Below are 16828 nucleotides of genomic sequence, written 5' to 3'. Positions count from 1 at the left end.
GCCAGTGTAGGGAGGCAGGAGAAGGGGCATTTTTTGCGCTGCTTTGTACAGTTTCGTTCAACCCGTACATTTATTTTCGCGGCTTTTAATTCGACCATTCGGTCAATAAACACACATAACGCGCATTAAACGTTTCAGCCGGAAGCCTTGAACGGCGTGGCCTATGGCGATTACCCGAAAAAACCCTGGCTGCTGCGGGCGTGGAGTCGGTGTAAGGATTTTGATACGGCGTAAGGGAAACCCTCATTACAACGATGGTGGCACTTTGCTATATAGCGCGCCCTCTCCCACCCTAACAAGGTCAGAAGACCGATCCGGGAACAGGTTCTAATCGCCCAAGGAGCATTGAGATGTCGTTGAGGAATATGAAGATCGGGCTGCGTGCCAGTCTGAGTTTTGGGGTCTTGGCCAGCCTGCTGGTGATCGTCGGCCTGTTTGGCCTGGGCCAGATGACCAAGCTGCGGGAAAGCGCGCTGGTGATCGAACAATCGTGGATGCCCAACATCGAGAATATCCACGACAGTGCGGCCTATGTGGCCAGCATCCGCCTGGAGGCTTTGCGCGTAGCGACCACCGACGAATCGCGGATTCGCGACAACAGCAAAGGCCTGATCAGCCGCCAAAGTAGCGAACTGAAAACCTTGCTGGATCGCCAGGAAACCCTGCTCAGCGGTGACGAAGAGCGCGAGTTGCTCAAGCAGGTCAAGGCTAACGTGGCGACCTACCTGACCATCGTCGGGCAGATGGTCGCCCTGGTGGACAAGGATCAGCAGCAGGACGCCATCGACCTGCTCACCAGCCGCCTCGCGCCTCAGGGCACGGTCCTCAACAAGAGCCTGGAGAACATGATCACCTTCAACCAAAAAGGCGTCGAAGCCGCCGCCGATTCAGCGGCGCAGATGTATTCGAGCGCGCAGTGGGTGGTCGGCCTGATCATCATCGCCGCCCTGATCGCCACCTTGTTGCTGGCCTGGCTGCTGACCCGCAGCATCACCGCGCCACTCGGCCAGGCATTGAGCGTGGCACGCACCATCGCCGCCGGTGATTTGAGCCAGCCGATCGTGGTGAACGGCACCGACGAGGCGGCGCAACTGCTGACGGCCCTGGCCACCATGCAGGCGCAACTGCAGACCACCATTCGCGGTATCAGCGAATCGGCGCAGCAACTGGCGTCGGCGGCCGAAGAGATGAGTTCGGTGATGGAACAAAGCACCCGTGGCCTGCAAGCGCAGAACGACGAAATCGAACAGGCCGCGACGGCCGTGACCGAGATGAGCGCCGCGGTGGATGAAGTGGCGGGCAACGCGGTGTCGAGCGCCGAAGCGTCCCAGGCCTCCGATGAAGACAGCAAGCACGGCCACTACCAGATCAGCGAAACCATCAGTTCGATCCAGAACCTGGTCGACGAAGTGCTCGGCGCCTCGAACAAGGCCGAAGGCCTGGCGGTGCAAGCCCAGGACATCAGCAAAGTGCTGGAAGTGATCCGTGGCATTGCCGGGCAAACCAACCTGCTGGCGCTCAACGCCGCCATCGAAGCCGCTCGCGCGGGCGAGGCAGGACGCGGCTTTGCGGTCGTCGCCGATGAGGTGCGCTCCCTGGCGCAGCGTACCCAGGACTCCACCGAAGAAATCGAGCAGATGATCACCGGCATCCAGCAAGGCACCCAGGACACCGTCGGCGCACTGAAAAGCAGCGCCGAGCACGCCGGCCAGACCCTGCAACGGGCCAACAGCGCCGGCAGCGCCCTGGAGAAGATCACCGCCGCCATCTCGCAGATCAGCCAGCGCAACCTGGTGATCGCCAGCGCCGCCGAGCAACAGGCGCTGGTCGCCCGTGAAGTGGACCGCAGCCTGGTGAACATTCGCGACCTGTCGACCCAGACTGCCGCCGGCGCCACTCAGACCTCGGCCGCCAGCCAGGAACTGTCGCGCCTCGCGGTAGACCTCAATGGCCTGGTGACGCGGTTTGTCCTGTAATTAGCAATTGTGTCGAACAGGCCACTGGGCAACACTCGCCGCCTTAATTGATGTAGGAGCGTTCCGTGAGACCTGTCGACACCCTGTACTTGTTGGGGCTGGCCGCCATTTGGGGCGCGAGCTTCCTGTTCATGCGCATCATCGCGCCAGAAATCGGCACGGTACCGACCGCGTTTTTCCGCGTGTCGATTGCCGCCGCCGGCTTGCTGGTGATCCTGGCGATGATGCGCGTGAGCTGGGACTTCCAGGGCAAGTTCAAGACCGTCCTGCTACTGGGCGTGATCAACTCCGGAATTCCCGCGACCATGTACTCGGTAGCGGCCCAGGTGTTGCCGGCGGGTTACTCGGCCATCTTCAATGCCACCACGCCGTTGATGGGCGTGTTGATTGGCGGGTTGTTCTTCAGTGAGCGCCTGACGCCGTCGAAAATCGCCGGGGTCTGCCTGGGCCTGTTCGGCGTCGGCGTGCTGACCCGCGCAGGGCCAGTGGCGTTTGACCTGGAATTGCTGATGGGCGCGCTGGCCTGTTTGCTGGCGACCACGTGTTATGGCTTTGCCGGGTTCCTGGCGCGGCGTTGGCTGGATCAGCGTGGTGGGCTGGACAGCCGCCTTTCGGCTCTGGGCAGCATGCTTGGCGCGACGCTGTTTTTGCTGCCGTTCTTTGCCTACAACGCCATCAGCCATCCGCCTGCCAGTTGGGGTGGGTGGCAAGTGTGGTTGTCGCTGCTGGGCTTGGGGCTGGTGTGTACGGCGTTTGCCTACGTCTTGTACTTCCGACTGCTCTCCGCCATCGGACCGGTGAGATCAATGACCACCACCTTCCTCATCCCGCCGTTCGGCGTGCTGTGGGGGGCGTTGCTGCTGGATGAACCGTTGTCGATGGCGCATGTGTATGGCGGGGTGTTGATCGCAGGGGCGTTGTGGTTGGTGTTACGGCCCCAAAAATTGTAGGGGCCGGCAAGGACTAGGCGTCCCCCCGGCTCCTACAAGGGGTTGTGTCAGCCTTTACGAAAGACGAACACCAACCCAACGATGATCAATCCCATTCCCAGCAGACTCAACAGCGCGAGCCTATTGCCGAAAATCAGATAGTCCATCACCGCCGTCACCGCCGGCACCAGGTAGAACAGACTGGTAACGTTCACCAGATTGCCACGGGCGATCAGGCGGTAGAGCAACAGCGTCGCCAGCAACGACACCACCAGGCCCATCCACAGCACCGGCAGGTAAAAGCCGGCGTTCTGTTCAAAATGGAAGGGCTGGAACGGCACAAACACCGCGCACAACAACAGCCCCGCCAGGTACTGCACCGGCAGCGTGCCCAAGGGATTGTCGGTGATGCGCTTCTGCATGATCGAGCCAAAGGTCATGCTCGCCAGGGCCAGCAGCCCGAACAGCATCCCGGCCAGGGACATGCCCGACAGCCCAATGCCCTGGTAGACCACCATGATCAACCCCGCCAACCCCAGCCCCAGGCCGAACAGCCGACGCCAGGAACGCTGCCGCTCCAGCAGCACCACGGTGAGGATCGGCTGCACGCCCATGATGGTTGCCATCACGCCTGGAGTGACTTTGAGGTCCAGCGCCAGCAGATAGAAAATCTGATAGGCCCCCAGCAACACCAAACCGGTCGCTGCCGCGTACAGCATGGGTTTACCGCGGCGCGGCAGGCGCAACTTGAGGATCGGTACCAGGATCACCAGCCCCGCCAGGGCAATGGCGAAGCGGATGAGCAAAAACGCAAAGGGCGAAGCGTGGGCCAGGCCCCATTTGGAGAAGATCGCCCCGCTGCTCCACAGCAAGACGAACAGGCTCGTCGACGCCGCCGCGGCGACGGATTGTTTTGAAAGAACAGACATGGTTACCACCTGTAATCAGGCAAAAAAAGCCGATTCAGCAGTTGCTGAAATTCAGTAGATTTTTTTCAGGCGGGCAGACGGGAACAGCAATCAGCTGATCAGCCCGAAATGCCAACACCCGGCGGTGATACGACTGCGTACACCGGCGTGCTACTGACAGGTGGGGGGTAGTGACTGATCTGCGCAGGCTGCATGTTCGCGCACGGCACGACCACAGCGTTGACCGCTGAATCGACTACCGCTATGCGCAGGGAAGCTGGCATGTGCTGATCTTGTGTGAAGGGATAAAGACGCGACGACTATAACCAGCCGCAATCACATTTAGCAATCACTTCACCCAAGCGTTTTTCGTGGAGGAGGTTTCATGCCGCCGAAGAAGGTCGATCGCTATAATGCCGGTCAGTTTTTTCCAAGGACTTTCAAATGCTCGAACTGCCCTGGCTGTACCTGGCGCTTCTTTCCATTGGCTATGTACTCGCCTTGACCTACGGGCAACTGGGCGTGCTGGCGGTTGTGTCCGTCGCCCTGCTGCTGATTGCCGGGTATGCCGTGCGCCAACAACGCAACCCTTGGGCGCGCTACCTTGGCCACGGGTTGTTCATCGTGCTGGCGCTGGGCCTGGCGATGCATTGGCTGCCGGGGTTCTACAACGGGCGCGGTATCGACCCGCAGCGGTTTACCCCGGACGCCGTGCCCTTCTCGATGTACCTGAACCAGGACAAACCCCTGATCGGCTTCTGGCTGCTGCTGGCCTGCCCGTGGATTGTGGCGCGCCGCTCATTGCGCCTGTCGATCTGCGTGACCGCCCTGGCCCTGACCCTGACCGCCATTGCCGCCCTCGGTGGCGCGGCGTTACTGGGAATTATCAGCTGGGCGCCGAAATGGCCGGAACAGGCGTGGCTGTGGGTACTGAATAACCTGCTGCTGGTGACGCTGGTGGAAGAGGCGCTGTTTCGTGGCTACATCCAGGGCGGCCTCAACCAGCGCTTCAAACATTTGCCCTACGGCGAGAACCTCGCACTGTTGCTGGCCTCACTATTATTTGGCTTGGTGCACCTGGGCGCGGGCTGGCAATGGGTGCTGCTGGCGAGCATCGCCGGTGTCGGTTACGGCCTGGCTTATCGCTTCGGCGGGCTGGGCGCAGCGATTGCCACGCACTTTGGTTTGAATCTGCTTCACTTCGGGTTGTTTACCTACCCGATGCTGGCCAGCTGATTATTACAAAATTAAGCTAAATAAAAGCCCTCTACGGCCGACAACACCTGAAAGCCTTGCGGATTGAACAATCATGCGTAATAACCAACCCGTTACCCAGCGCGAACGTACCTTCCCCGCTCAGCAACGGTTGATCTCCACCACTGATGCCAAAGGGGTGATCACCTACTGTAACGACGCGTTTGTCGAAATCAGTGGGTTCTCCCGTGACGAACTGGTGCGTGCCCCGCACAACCTGGTGCGTCACCCGGACGTTCCGGCGGCCGTCTTCGCGCACATGTGGTCGACGCTCAAACAAGGCTTGCCATGGATGGGCATTGTCAAGAATCGCAGCAAGAGCGGTGATCACTACTGGGTTAACGCCTACGTGACACCGGTCTTCGACGGCAACCAGGTGGTCGGCTACGAATCGGTGCGCGTCAAGCCCACCGCCGAGCAGATCCGTCGGGCCGAAGCGCTCTACCAACGCATCAACCAGGGCAAGTCTGCCATTCCCCAGCGGGACAAGTGGCTGCCGGTGTTGCAGGACTGGCTGCCGTTTATCCTGGTCAGCCAACTGAGCTTCATGATCGGCGCGTCGCTCAATTCCCACTGGGGCTTTGCCCTGGCGGCGGGGTTGTCGGTGCCGTTGGGCCTGTTGGGCCTGAGCTGGCAACAGCGTGGTCTCAAGCGCTTGCTGCGCCTGGCCGAGCAGACCACGTCCGACCCGTTGATCGCGCAGATGTACACCGACAGCCGTGGCGCTCAAGCGCGACTGGAGATGTCGATCCTCAGCCAGGAAGCGCGTCTGAAGACGTGTCTTACACGTTTGCAGGACACCGCCGAGCACCTCAATGCCCAAGCGGCGCAGTCCAACACCCTGGCGCATAACAGCTCCAGCGGCCTGGAACGCCAGCGTGTCGAAACCGAACAGGTGGCGACTGCGGTCAACCAGATGGCCGCGACCACCCAGGAGGTCGCCAGCCATGTACAGCGCACCGCCGATGCTACCCAGGAAGCCAATCGCCTGACTGGCCGTGGCCGCGACATCGCAGGCGAAACCCGCGAAGCGATTCAGCGTCTGTCGGCGGCGGTTGGGGAAACGGGTATCACCGTCACCCAACTGGCCAAGGACAGCGATGAAATCGGCGGCGTTGTCGACGTGATCAAAGGCATTGCTGACCAAACCAACCTGCTGGCGCTGAACGCCGCCATCGAAGCGGCGCGTGCCGGTGAGATGGGCCGGGGGTTTGCGGTGGTGGCTGACGAAGTTCGCCAACTGGCCCAGCGCACGGCCGAGTCGACCGGGCAGATCCATGCCCTGATCGCCAAGCTGCAGCAGACCGCCAGCGCCGCCGTGCAAACCATGGACGCCGGGCATCGCCAGGCCGAAGAAGGTGTGGCGCGGGTGATGGAGGCGGATGCGGCGTTGGTGGGCATCAGTGAAGCAGTGGCCAATATCACCGACATGACCACCCAGATCGCCGCTGCCACCGAAGAGCAAAGCGCCGTGGCCGAAGAGATCAGCCGCAACATCAGCACCATTGCGCTATTGGCCGATCAGACCTCGGAACAGGCGTTGAGCTCGGCGCAGTTGAGTGAAGAGCTGACGCATACGGCGAATACCCAGTATTCGTTGGTCGAGCGTTTCAACCGGTAGACCGCTATCGGGAGCAAGCCCCCTCCCACAGTTAACCGCGTACATCCCTTGGAATGCGGTCGAATGTGGGAGGGGGCTTGCTCCCGATTGGCCCTAACAGGCGCCAAGAAACCCAGCCACTTGCACCGCCGCAGCCTCCAAATGCTGCTCATGCGTAAATCCCGAAGCCTTCAGCGGCTTCAAGTCATGATCCCCCGCCACCCGCCACATCACCTCGATGCTCGGCGACAACACATACCCTTCCACCGCCGCCCGATTGCCCAGTGCATCGCGCTCGCCCTGCACAATCAACGTCGGCGTCTTCAATCCGGCCAAATGCGCTACACGTGGTTTCTCCGGCTTGCCCACCGCATAAAACGGATAACCCAGGCACACCAGCCCATCGACGCCCAATTCATCGGCCAAAAGACTGGCCATTCGCCCGCCCATCGACTTCCCCCCAATCGCCAGTTTCCCAGCGACATGGCGTCGCACCTCGGCATACACCTCACGCCACGCTTCCAGCAGTTTCGGTGCCGGGTTGGGTGGCCGCCTGCCCCCGTCCACACGGCGCTGGGCCATGTACGGAAACTCGAACCGCAACACGTTCACGCCATGCCCGGCAAGGCGTGCAGCCATGTCGTTCATGAAGGATGAGTCCATCGGTGCGCCGGCGCCGTGGGCCAGGATCAGCGTGACCGGCGTACCCCCGGCAGCGCCAGAGGCGACATCCCACAACCAGCCGTGTTCCCGCACACACTGCGCCCATTGATCCCCGTCAATACTGGCCTTGTGCTCTTTGCCCATGCTTGCCTCGCATTTTAGTCTGCCTATAACTCCAGCCCAAGTGCCACATTTGCTTGGGTTGAACCGTGGATGGGGAACCATGAACACTACTTTAAGTACCGCCTATAACTACAAGGTGGTCCGCCAATTCGCCATTATGACGGTGGTGTGGGGCATCGTCGGCATGGGGCTCGGGGTTTTTCTCGCTGCCCAATTGGTTTGGCCTGCACTCAACTTCGACTTGCCTTGGACCAGCTTCGGCCGCTTGCGCCCGCTGCACACCAACGCGGTGATCTTCGCCTTCGGCGGCTGCGCGCTGTTTGCCAGCTCGTTTTACTCGGTGCAGCGTACCTGCCAAACCCAGCTGTTCGCGCCGAAAATCGCCGCGTTCTGCTTTTGGGGCTGGCAGCTCGTCATCCTCTTGGCCGCAATCAGCTTGCCGCTGGGCTACACCAGCTCCAAGGAATACGCCGAGCTGGAATGGCCGATCGACATCCTGATCACCATTGTCTGGGTGGCCTACGCCATCGTGTTCTTCGGCACCGTGGCCAAGCGCAACACCAAGCACATCTACGTCGGTAACTGGTTCTTCGGTGCGTTCATCATCACCGTGGCCATCTTGCATATCGTCAACAACCTGGAAATCCCGGTCAGCCTGACCAAGTCCTACTCCCTCTATGGCGGTGCGACGGATGCCATGGTGCAGTGGTGGTATGGACATAACGCGGTAGGCTTTTTCCTCACCGCCGGCTTCCTCGGGATGATGTATTACTTCGTGCCGAAACAGGCCGAGCGTCCGGTGTATTCGTATCGCTTGTCGATCGTGCACTTCTGGGCACTGATCACTTTGTACATCTGGGCCGGCCCGCACCACTTGCACTACACCGCGCTGCCGGACTGGGCACAGTCGCTGGGCATGGTGATGTCGCTGGTGCTGCTGGCACCGAGCTGGGGCGGCATGATCAACGGCATGATGACGCTGTCGGGCGCGTGGCATAAGTTGCGCAGCGACCCGATCCTGCGCTTCCTGGTCGTCTCGCTGGCGTTCTACGGCATGTCGACCTTCGAAGGTCCGATGATGGCGATCAAGACCGTCAACGCCCTCTCCCACTACACCGACTGGACCATCGGCCACGTACATGCCGGCGCCCTCGGTTGGGTGGCGATGATCTCCATCGGCGCGCTGTACCACATGATCCCGAAAATCTTCGGCCGCGAGCAGATGTACAGCATCGGCCTGATCAACGCGCACTTCTGGCTGGCCACCATCGGCACCGTGCTCTACATCGCCTCGATGTGGGTCAACGGCATTGCCCAGGGCCTGATGTGGCGCGCGATCAACGAAGACGGCACCTTGACCTACTCCTTCGTCGAAACCCTGGTGGCCAGCCACCCAGGCTTCATCGTGCGACTGGTGGGCGGTGCGATCTTCCTCAGCGGCATGTTCCTGATGGCTTACAACACTTGGCGCACCGTGCGTTCGGCACAACCTGCCGAAGTCACCGCTGCGGCGCAGATGGCCTGAGGAGTCGATGATGAAACACGAAACGATTGAAAAGAACGTCGGCCTGCTGATGCTGCTCATGGTGCTCGCCGTGAGCATCGGCGGCCTGACGCAGATCGTCCCGCTGTTCTTCCAGGACGTGACCAACAAGCCGGTGGAAGGCATGAAGCCCTACACCGCGCTGCAACTGGAAGGCCGCGACATCTACATCCGCGAAGGCTGCGTACAGTGCCACTCGCAGATGATCCGCCCGTTCCGCGCAGAGACAGAGCGCTACGGCCACTACTCGGTAGCGGGCGAAAGCGTGTGGGACCACCCATTCCTGTGGGGTTCCAAGCGCACCGGGCCGGACCTGGCCCGCGTCGGCGCGCGCTACTCGGACGACTGGCACCGCGCGCACTTGTACAACCCGCGCAACGTGGTACCGGAGTCGAAAATGCCGGCCTACCCATGGTTGGTCACCGCAGCCGTCGACAGCAGCCACACCGAGACCAAGTTGAAAGTGATGCGCACCCTCGGCGTGCCGTACACCGACGACGACATCAGTGGCGCAGTGGCCAGCCTCAAGGGCAAGACCGAGATGGACGCGCTGGTTTCGTACCTGCAAGTGCTCGGCACTGCCATCAAGAGCAAGAGGTGAGCCATGGGATTTGAAATCGATGCGGGCACCATTCGCGGCCTTGGCACGCTGGTGGTGGCCATCGCCTTTATCGGCCTGTCGCTCTGGGTGTTCAACAACCGGCGCAATGCGGACTTCGAGCAGGCACGCCTGCTGCCGTTCGCCGATGAACCTTCTCCATCCGACGCTCAAGAAGAGCCTGTAACAAGGAGCAACCGGCCATGACTACCTTTTGGAGTACATGGATCTGCGTATTGACCCTGGGCAGCCTGATCGGCCTGACCTGGCTGTTGTTCGGCACCCGCAAGGGCGAGACCAAGGGTAGCGTCGACCAGACCATGGGCCACGCGTTCGACGGAATCGAGGAATACGACAACCCGCTGCCGCAGTGGTGGTTCATGCTGTTCGCCGGCACCCTGGTGTTCGCCGTCGGCTACTTGATCCTCTACCCGGGCCTGGGCAACTGGAAAGGCGTGTTGCCGGGCTATGAAGACGGCTGGACATCGGCCAAGGAATGGGACAAGGAGATGGCCAAGGCCGACACCAAGTACGGGCCGATCTTCGCCAAATTCTCGGCCATGCCGGTAGAAGAAGTAGCCAAGGACCCGCAAGCGCTGAAGATGGGCGGTCGCCTGTTCGCGTCTAACTGCGCGGTGTGCCACGGCTCGGATGCCAAGGGCGCCTACGGCTTCCCCAACCTGGCGGATACTATCTGGCGCTGGGGCGGTTCGGCCGAAGCCATCAAGGCTACCATCATGGGCGGTCGCCACGCGGCGATGCCGGCTTGGGGTGAAATACTGGGCGAGGACGGTGTGAAGAACGTCGCGGCCTACGTGCGTCATGACCTGGCCAAGTTGCCATTGCCGGCCGACAGCAGCGCCGACCTGGCTGCCGGCCAAGCGGCGTTCAACACCACCTGCGTGGCCTGCCACGGTCCGCAGGGCCATGGGATGGAGGCCATGGGCGCGCCGAACCTGACCCTGCCCGGTGGTTATATCTACGGCACCAGCCTGGCGCAATTGCAGCAGACCATTCGCCATGGCCGCCAAGGCCAGATGCCTGCGCAGGAAGTGCTGCAAGGCAATGACAAGGTGCACCTGCTGGCAGCTTACGTGTATAGCCTGTCCCATCAATAGCAGCAGGTGAGCCGAAAGTTTTAAGCTTCAAGCTGCAAGAGAAGAGTTCCCAACTTGGATCTTGCAGCCGCTTTTTCTTGCGGCTTGCAACTTGCCGCTTATGGCTGCCGCTCTGCGGCAGTTCGTCACACCCTTCCAAAGCACAACTTTCCCCTCTTGCCATTCGGGTCTACGCTTGCTTGCACAGCGGACCGGTTCCAGCGTACGCGGCGACTACCGTTGCGACCTGAAAATTTTCCTGTCCACTTGATCAACTTTCTATTTCGAATTTTATCCTTACACCAAACATGGAAAGGGCGCAGAATCTGGCGTGGAACGCATTGATACAGGTCAGCCATTGCGTTGCAATGGCCCCTTGCTTTCTACATACTTGCGGCCGAATTTTACCTATAAAAAAACCTAAACCGTGGAACCTTAGAATGAGCACAGCAATCAGTCCGACTGCTTATAACTATAAGGTAGTCCGCCAGTTCGCCATCATGACGGTGGTCTGGGGGATCCTTGGCATGGGGCTCGGGGTGTTCATCGCCTCGCAACTGGTTTGGCCGGAATTGAATTTCGGTTTGCCATGGACGACCTTTGGCCGCCTGCGCCCGCTGCACACCAACCTGGTGATTTTCGCCTTCGGCGGATGTGCACTGTTTGCCACCTCCTACTATGTCGTGCAGAGAACCTGCCAGACGCGACTGATCTCCGACAGCCTCGCTGCCTTCACCTTCTGGGGTTGGCAAGCGGTCATCGTCGGCGCCATCGTCACCTTGCCGCTGGGCTACACCACCACCAAGGAATACGCCGAGCTGGAATGGCCGATCGCGATTTTGCTCGCTATCGTCTGGGTGACCTACGCCTTGGTGTTCTTCGGCACCATCGTCAAGCGCAAGACCAAGCACATCTATGTGGGTAACTGGTTCTACGGTGCGTTCATCCTGGTGACGGCGATGCTGCACATCGTCAACCACGCCTCGTTGCCGGTCAGCCTGTTCAAGTCCTACTCGGCGTACGCCGGGGCCACGGACGCGATGATCCAGTGGTGGTACGGCCACAACGCCGTGGGTTTCTTCCTCACCACCGGCTTCCTGGGGATGATGTACTACTTCGTGCCGAAACAGGCCGAACGTCCGATTTACTCCTACCGCCTGTCCATCGTGCACTTCTGGGCGCTGATCACCCTGTACATCTGGGCTGGCCCCCACCACCTGCACTACACCGCGCTGCCGGACTGGGCGCAGTCGCTGGGCATGGCGATGTCGATCATCCTGCTGGCCCCGAGTTGGGGCGGCATGATCAACGGCATGATGACCCTGTCGGGCGCCTGGCATAAGCTGCGCACCGACCCGATCCTGCGCTTCCTGGTGGTCTCGCTGGCCTTCTACGGCATGTCGACCTTCGAAGGGCCGATGATGGCGATCAAGACCGTCAACTCGCTGTCCCACTACACCGACTGGACCATCGGCCACGTACACGCCGGCGCCCTCGGCTGGGTAGCGATGATCTCCATCGGCGCGCTGTACCACATGATCCCCAAACTGTTCGGCCGTGCACAGATGCACAGCGTCGGGCTGATCAACACGCACTTCTGGCTTGCGACCATCGGTACCGTGCTCTACATCGCCTCGATGTGGGTCAACGGCATCACCCAGGGCCTGATGTGGCGTGCGATCAACGATGACGGCACCCTCACCTACTCCTTCGTCGAAGCGCTGCAAGCCAGTCACCCTGGTTTCATCGTCCGCGCCATCGGTGGTGCATTCTTTGCCAGCGGCATGCTGTTCATGGCCTACAACGTGTGGCGCACCGTGCGTGCCTCCGACCCTGCGCAAGCTGAAGCCGCCGCCAAGATCGCCGTTGTGGGAGCCCACTGATGAAGCATGAAGTAGTCGAGAAGAATATCGGCCTGCTGGCCTTCTTCATGGTCATCGCCGTGAGTATCGGCGGCCTGACCCAGATCGTTCCGCTGTTCTTCCAGGACGTAACCAACAAGCCGGTGGAAGGTATGAAGCCGCGCACCGCCCTTGAACTGGAAGGCCGCGATATCTACATCGCCAACGGTTGTGTCGGCTGCCACTCGCAGATGATCCGCCCGTTCCGCGCCGAAACGGAACGCTACGGCCACTACTCGGTCGCCGGTGAAAGTGTGTGGGACCACCCGTTCCTGTGGGGTTCCAAACGTACCGGCCCGGACCTGGCCCGTGTTGGCGGGCGTTATTCCGATGACTGGCAGCGTGCGCACTTGTACAACCCGCGCAACGTAGTGCCTGAGTCGAAAATGCCGGCCTACCCGTTCCTCGTGGAAAACAAGCTCGACGGCAAGGACACCGCGAAGAAGATGGAAGTCTTGCGCACCCTGGGCGTGCCCTACACCGACGAAGACATCGCCGGTGCAGCCGCAGCCGTGAAGGGCAAGACCGAAATGGACGCACTGGTGGCCTACCTGCAGGGCCTTGGCACCATCATCAAAAGCAAACGGTGACCTTCATGGATATCGGGATGATTCGAGGCCTGGGCACCGTTGTGGTGATGGTGGCCTTTATCGGCCTGGCGTTGTGGGTGTTCAGCCCCCGGCGCAAGTCGGAGTTTGACGACGCGACCATGCTGCCCTTTGCGGATGATCCCGAAGCCATCAAGCACGTCGAGCAAGCGTCTAGGAGTAACAAAGAATGACTACGTTCTGGAGTCTGTACGTCACAGTCCTCAGTCTGGGTACCATTTTCGCCCTGACCTGGCTGCTGCTGTCGACCCGCAAGGGCCAGCGCGCCGAGCAAACGGACGAGACTGTCGGCCACTCGTTCGACGGTATCGAGGAATACGACAACCCGCTGCCGAAGTGGTGGTTCATGCTGTTCGTCGGCACCATCATCTTCGCCCTCGGTTACTTGGTGCTTTACCCTGGCCTGGGCAACTGGAAAGGCCTGCTGCCGGGCTACAACTACCTCGACAACGACAAGCAAACCGCCTTCGCCAACGGCCAGACTGGCTGGACCGGCGTGCACGAGTGGGAAAAGGAAATGGCCAAGTCGGACGCCAAGTTCGGGCCGATCTTCGCCAAGTTCGCTTCGATGCCGATTGAAGACGTCGCCAAGGACCCGCAAGCCTTGAAGATGGGCGGCCGCCTGTTCGCCTCCAACTGCTCGGTGTGCCACGGTTCCGACGCCAAGGGCGCCTACGGCTTCCCCAACCTCACCGACGCCGACTGGCGCTGGGGCGGCGAGCCGGCCACCATCAAGGAAACCATCATGAAGGGCCGCCATGCCGTCATGCCGGGCTGGCTGGATATCATCAAGGAACAGGGCGTGAGCGACGTGGCTGCATTCGTCGTGACCAACCTGGATGGGCGCAAGCTGCCGGAAGGCGCCAAGGCTGACGTTGCCAACGGTGAAAAAATCTTCGCCGCCAACTGCGTGGCCTGCCACGGCCCGGCCGGTAAAGGCACCCCAGCCATGGGCGCACCCGACCTGACCCACCCGGGCGCGTTCATCTACGGTTCGAGCTTCGCCCAACTGCAGCAGACCATCCGCTACGGCCGCCAGGGCCAGATGCCTGCGCAGGAACAGTTGCAAGGTAACGATAAGGTGCACTTGCTGGCAGCGTATGTTTATAGCTTGTCCCATGGGGATAAGGTGCCCGAAGCGCAGTAAGTCAAAACAGCAAAATGTGGGAGGGGGCTTGCTCCCGATAGCGGTGGTTCAGTGACAGTTGTGCCAACTGACGACCCACTATCGGGAGCAAGCCCCCTCCCACATTGGGATTGCATTCCAAGCTCTGGAATCTGCAGGATTGAACCCTGCATCGCGGCGAAAACCGTCCATACTTCCCAAGTCAATTGATCCAGATCACCTACACCATCAATTGATTTCCCCCAACGCGACCAAAGGTCGCACCCTTTGCGCACCATCGGGGGCGTATCATTAGGCCACTGCAAGACCCCTAATTTGACCCCGGTTGGCACGTACTGGCCGAGGCAAATCTCCACCGCCGTGGGATGCAATGATGAGCAACCAAATACCGGTACATAACGTTACCCCGCCTGCCAAAAACTCGAACAACAACGTCGACCTCTATGCGTCGCGCGAGAAAATCTACACCCGCGCCTTCACCGGCCTGTTCCGTAACTTGCGCATGCTCGGCGGTGCCGGCTTGTTCCTCCTCTACTTCGGCACCGTGTGGCTGAACTGGGGTGGCCACCAGGCCGTGTGGTGGAACCTGCCGGAACGTAAGTTCTTTATTTTTGGCGCGACCTTCTGGCCCCAGGACTTCATCCTGCTCTCGGGCATTCTCATTGTTGCGGCCTTTGGCCTGTTCTTTATCACCGTGTACGCCGGGCGCGTGTGGTGCGGCTACACCTGCCCGCAAAGCGTATGGACGTGGATCTTCATGTGGTGCGAAAAGGTCACCGAAGGCGACCGCAACCAGCGCATCAAGCTCGACAAGGCGCCAATGGGCGCGAACAAATTTCTGCGTAAGTTCAGCAAGCACACCCTGTGGCTGCTGATCGGTTTTCTCACCGGGATGACCTTCGTCGGCTACTTCTCGCCGATCCGTGAATTGGTGTTCGAGTTCTTCACCGGCCAGGCAGATGGCTGGTCGTATTTCTGGGTAGGTTTCTTCACCCTTGCCACCTACGGCAACGCCGGCTGGCTGCGCGAACAGGTGTGCATCTACATGTGCCCGTACGCACGCTTCCAGAGTGTGATGTTCGACAAGGACACCCTGATTGTCTCCTACGACCCGCGCCGTGGCGAAGTACGTGGCCCGCGCAAAAAAGGCGTCGACTACAAGGCCGAGGGCCTGGGGGATTGCATCGATTGCACGATGTGCGTGCAGGTGTGCCCGACCGGTATCGACATCCGCGATGGCCTGCAGATCGAGTGCATCGGTTGCGCCGCGTGTATCGACGCCTGCGACAACATCATGGACAAGATGGACTACCCGCGCGGCCTGATCAGCTACACCACCGAACACAACCTCTCCGGGCAGAAAACCCACAAGCTGCGTCCACGACTGATCGGTTACGCCCTGGTGTTGCTGGCAATGATCAGCCTGCTGGCCGGCGCGTTTTTCATGCGCTCGCTGGTAGGTTTCGACGTGAGCAAGGACCGCGTGCTGTACCGCGAAAACGCCGAGGGGCGGATCGAGAACGTCTACAGCCTGAAGATCATGAACAAGGACCAGCGCGACCACACCTACGTGCTCGACGCCGCCGGCCTGCCGGACCTCAAGTTGCAAGGGCGACGCGAAATCAAAGTGGCCGCCGGCGATATCGTCAGCATGCCGGTCGAGTTGTCGAGTGCGCCGGAGCAATTGCCGTCGAGCACCAACGAGGTGACCTTCATCCTCAAAGATGCCGATGACGCCAGCGTTCATATTGAAGCCAAGAGCCGATTCATCGGCCCACAGGTCCGTTAAACAGAAAGCCCTTTAACAAGAGAGCAGAACGATGCCCGTAGCTACTGCCGCAAGCCCCTGGTACAAGCACCTCTGGCCCTGGATCATCATTGGCATCCTGGCCTGCTCGGTGACCTTGACCTTGACCATGGTGACCATCGCGGTGAAGAACCCGGACAACCTCGTCAACGACAACTATTACGAGGCGGGCAAAGGCATCAACCGTTCCCTGGACCGCGAACTGCTGGCCCAGACCCTGCAGCTGCGCGCCAAGGTGCACCTTGACGAATTGACTGGCGAAGTCGAGGTGCACCTCACCGGCAACAGCGGCCCTGCAACCCTGGAATTGAACCTGATTTCCCCGACCCAGCCGGAGAAGGATCGCAAGATCACCCTGGCCCGCAGCGACAGCGAACCCGGGCGCTACATCGGCCAGGTCACCGACAAGGTCGAAGGCCGGCGCTTCGTGGAATTGCTCGGCGTGGAAGGCGACCGCACCTGGCGCATGTTCGAGGAAGAACAGGTCAGCCACGACACGGACTTGCTGCTGGGTGACGAACCGCTGCAGGGTGCTGAAGACCTGAAAAAGTAATAGCCTGCCTTTTGCACACTTGATCGTTCCCACGCTCCGCGTGGGAATGCAGCCCGTGACACTCTGCGTCACAGAAGCGGACGCAGAGCGTCCAGCGAGGCGTTCCCACGCAGAGCGCGGGAACGATCTGCGGAAATTAAGC

General features: G+C 60.6%; 16 protein-coding genes. 14 read left to right on the top strand and 2 right to left on the bottom strand.

Going from position 1 to position 16828, the window contains the following annotated elements; translation table 11 throughout:
• Positions 1-350 precede the first annotated feature (350 nt).
• Positions 351-1976, top strand: a complete 1626-nt coding sequence (locus ACR52_RS03805) for a methyl-accepting chemotaxis protein (protein ID WP_048720681.1) — start codon at positions 351-353, stop codon at positions 1974-1976.
• Positions 1977-2041: 65 nt separating this feature from the next.
• Positions 2042-2926, top strand: coding sequence for a DMT family transporter (locus ACR52_RS03800; RefSeq protein ID WP_048720679.1), 885 nt, complete (start codon positions 2042-2044; stop codon positions 2924-2926).
• A gap of 47 nt (positions 2927-2973) precedes the next feature.
• On the opposite strand, the gene ACR52_RS03795 is transcribed toward ACR52_RS03800, so the two are convergent.
• Positions 2974-3834: a DMT family transporter gene (locus tag ACR52_RS03795; protein WP_048720677.1), complete on the bottom strand. Its 861-nt coding sequence runs from the start codon at positions 3832-3834 to the stop codon at positions 2974-2976.
• Between the two features lie 423 nt (positions 3835-4257).
• On the opposite strand from ACR52_RS03795, the gene ACR52_RS03790 reads away from it, so the two are divergent.
• Positions 4258-5049 carry a CPBP family intramembrane glutamic endopeptidase gene (locus ACR52_RS03790; RefSeq protein WP_048720675.1) on the top strand — a complete coding sequence of 264 codons (792 nt, stop codon included), beginning with the start codon at positions 4258-4260 and terminating at the stop codon, positions 5047-5049.
• 73 nt (positions 5050-5122) lie between these two features.
• Complete coding sequence (locus ACR52_RS03785) at positions 5123-6688, top strand: methyl-accepting chemotaxis protein (protein ID WP_048720674.1); 1566 nt, start codon at positions 5123-5125, stop codon at positions 6686-6688.
• 93 nt (positions 6689-6781) lie between these two features.
• On the opposite strand, the gene ACR52_RS03780 is transcribed toward ACR52_RS03785, so the two are convergent.
• Positions 6782-7474, bottom strand: a complete 693-nt coding sequence (locus ACR52_RS03780; RefSeq protein ID WP_048720672.1) for an alpha/beta family hydrolase — start codon at positions 7472-7474, stop codon at positions 6782-6784.
• Positions 7475-7553: 79 nt separating this feature from the next.
• Here ACR52_RS03780 and ccoN (ACR52_RS03775) point away from each other — a divergent pair, with 79 nt between their 5' ends.
• The 10 genes from ccoN (ACR52_RS03775) to ACR52_RS03730 all read left to right on the top strand — a co-directional run bounded on the left by ccoN (ACR52_RS03775) (position 7554) and on the right by ACR52_RS03730 (position 16686).
• The gene (gene ccoN, locus ACR52_RS03775; RefSeq protein ID WP_048720670.1) at positions 7554-8978 is read left to right on the top strand and encodes a cytochrome-c oxidase, cbb3-type subunit I; all 1425 of its coding nucleotides are present in this window, start codon (positions 7554-7556) and stop codon (positions 8976-8978) included.
• 10 nt (positions 8979-8988) lie between these two features.
• On the top strand, positions 8989-9597 hold the full coding sequence (gene ccoO / locus ACR52_RS03770) for a cytochrome-c oxidase, cbb3-type subunit II (protein WP_017735321.1): 609 nt from the start codon (positions 8989-8991) through the stop codon (positions 9595-9597).
• 3 nt (positions 9598-9600) lie between these two features.
• Entirely contained in the window at positions 9601-9801 is a 201-nt protein-coding gene (locus ACR52_RS03765) for a cbb3-type cytochrome oxidase subunit 3 (protein ID WP_048720664.1), read from the top strand.
• On the top strand, positions 9798-10712 hold the full coding sequence (gene ccoP, locus ACR52_RS03760; protein WP_048720662.1) for a cytochrome-c oxidase, cbb3-type subunit III: 915 nt from the start codon (positions 9798-9800) through the stop codon (positions 10710-10712). The genes ACR52_RS03765 and ccoP (ACR52_RS03760) overlap by 4 nt, the downstream gene beginning before the upstream one ends.
• A gap of 419 nt (positions 10713-11131) precedes the next feature.
• Positions 11132-12574, top strand: coding sequence for a cytochrome-c oxidase, cbb3-type subunit I (ccoN, locus tag ACR52_RS03755; protein ID WP_048720659.1), 1443 nt, complete (start codon positions 11132-11134; stop codon positions 12572-12574).
• On the top strand, positions 12574-13182 hold the full coding sequence (gene ccoO / locus ACR52_RS03750) for a cytochrome-c oxidase, cbb3-type subunit II (RefSeq protein ID WP_017845258.1): 609 nt from the start codon (positions 12574-12576) through the stop codon (positions 13180-13182). Before ccoN (ACR52_RS03755) ends, ccoO (ACR52_RS03750) begins: the two co-directional genes overlap by 1 nt.
• A gap of 5 nt (positions 13183-13187) precedes the next feature.
• Positions 13188-13373 (top strand): CcoQ/FixQ family Cbb3-type cytochrome c oxidase assembly chaperone, encoded by a 186-nt coding sequence (locus ACR52_RS03745; protein WP_003193169.1) that lies wholly within the window; start codon positions 13188-13190, stop codon positions 13371-13373.
• Positions 13370-14347, top strand: a complete 978-nt coding sequence (gene ccoP / locus ACR52_RS03740) for a cytochrome-c oxidase, cbb3-type subunit III (RefSeq protein ID WP_048720652.1) — start codon at positions 13370-13372, stop codon at positions 14345-14347. The genes ACR52_RS03745 and ccoP (ACR52_RS03740) overlap by 4 nt, the downstream gene beginning before the upstream one ends.
• A 352-nt stretch (positions 14348-14699) precedes the next feature.
• On the top strand, positions 14700-16115 hold the full coding sequence (gene ccoG / locus ACR52_RS03735) for a cytochrome c oxidase accessory protein CcoG (RefSeq protein ID WP_048720650.1): 1416 nt from the start codon (positions 14700-14702) through the stop codon (positions 16113-16115).
• Positions 16116-16146: 31 nt separating this feature from the next.
• The gene (locus tag ACR52_RS03730) at positions 16147-16686 is read left to right on the top strand and encodes a FixH family protein (RefSeq protein WP_048720648.1); all 540 of its coding nucleotides are present in this window, start codon (positions 16147-16149) and stop codon (positions 16684-16686) included.
• Positions 16687-16828 lie beyond the last annotated feature (142 nt).

The sequence above is a fragment of the Pseudomonas fildesensis genome, assembly GCF_001050345.1.
Classification (GTDB): domain Bacteria; phylum Pseudomonadota; class Gammaproteobacteria; order Pseudomonadales; family Pseudomonadaceae; genus Aquipseudomonas; species Aquipseudomonas fildesensis.
This window is presented reverse-complemented; position numbering and strand designations above follow the sequence as displayed.

Bases quoted from the DNA above. Each gene is read 5' to 3' on its own strand.
- ccoO (WP_017845258.1), top strand. From the start codon at position 12,574: ATGAAGCATGAAGTAGTCGAGAAGAATATCGGCCTGCTGGCCTTCTTC.
- ACR52_RS03780 (WP_048720672.1), bottom strand. From the start codon at position 7,474: ATGGGCAAAGAGCACAAGGCCAGTATTGACGGGGATCAATGGGCGCAG.
- ccoP (WP_048720662.1), top strand. From the start codon at position 9,798: ATGACTACCTTTTGGAGTACATGGATCTGCGTATTGACCCTGGGCAGC.
- ACR52_RS03745 (WP_003193169.1), top strand. From the start codon at position 13,188: ATGGATATCGGGATGATTCGAGGCCTGGGCACCGTTGTGGTGATGGTG.
- ACR52_RS03805 (WP_048720681.1), top strand. From the start codon at position 351: ATGTCGTTGAGGAATATGAAGATCGGGCTGCGTGCCAGTCTGAGTTTT.
- ccoP (WP_048720652.1), top strand. From the start codon at position 13,370: ATGACTACGTTCTGGAGTCTGTACGTCACAGTCCTCAGTCTGGGTACC.
- ccoO (WP_017735321.1), top strand. From the start codon at position 8,989: ATGAAACACGAAACGATTGAAAAGAACGTCGGCCTGCTGATGCTGCTC.
- ACR52_RS03765 (WP_048720664.1), top strand. From the start codon at position 9,601: ATGGGATTTGAAATCGATGCGGGCACCATTCGCGGCCTTGGCACGCTG.
- ACR52_RS03730 (WP_048720648.1), top strand. From the start codon at position 16,147: ATGCCCGTAGCTACTGCCGCAAGCCCCTGGTACAAGCACCTCTGGCCC.
- ccoN (WP_048720659.1), top strand. From the start codon at position 11,132: ATGAGCACAGCAATCAGTCCGACTGCTTATAACTATAAGGTAGTCCGC.
- ACR52_RS03795 (WP_048720677.1), bottom strand. From the start codon at position 3,834: ATGTCTGTTCTTTCAAAACAATCCGTCGCCGCGGCGGCGTCGACGAGC.
- ccoG (WP_048720650.1), top strand. From the start codon at position 14,700: ATGAGCAACCAAATACCGGTACATAACGTTACCCCGCCTGCCAAAAAC.
- ACR52_RS03790 (WP_048720675.1), top strand. From the start codon at position 4,258: ATGCTCGAACTGCCCTGGCTGTACCTGGCGCTTCTTTCCATTGGCTAT.
- ACR52_RS03785 (WP_048720674.1), top strand. From the start codon at position 5,123: ATGCGTAATAACCAACCCGTTACCCAGCGCGAACGTACCTTCCCCGCT.
- ccoN (WP_048720670.1), top strand. From the start codon at position 7,554: ATGAACACTACTTTAAGTACCGCCTATAACTACAAGGTGGTCCGCCAA.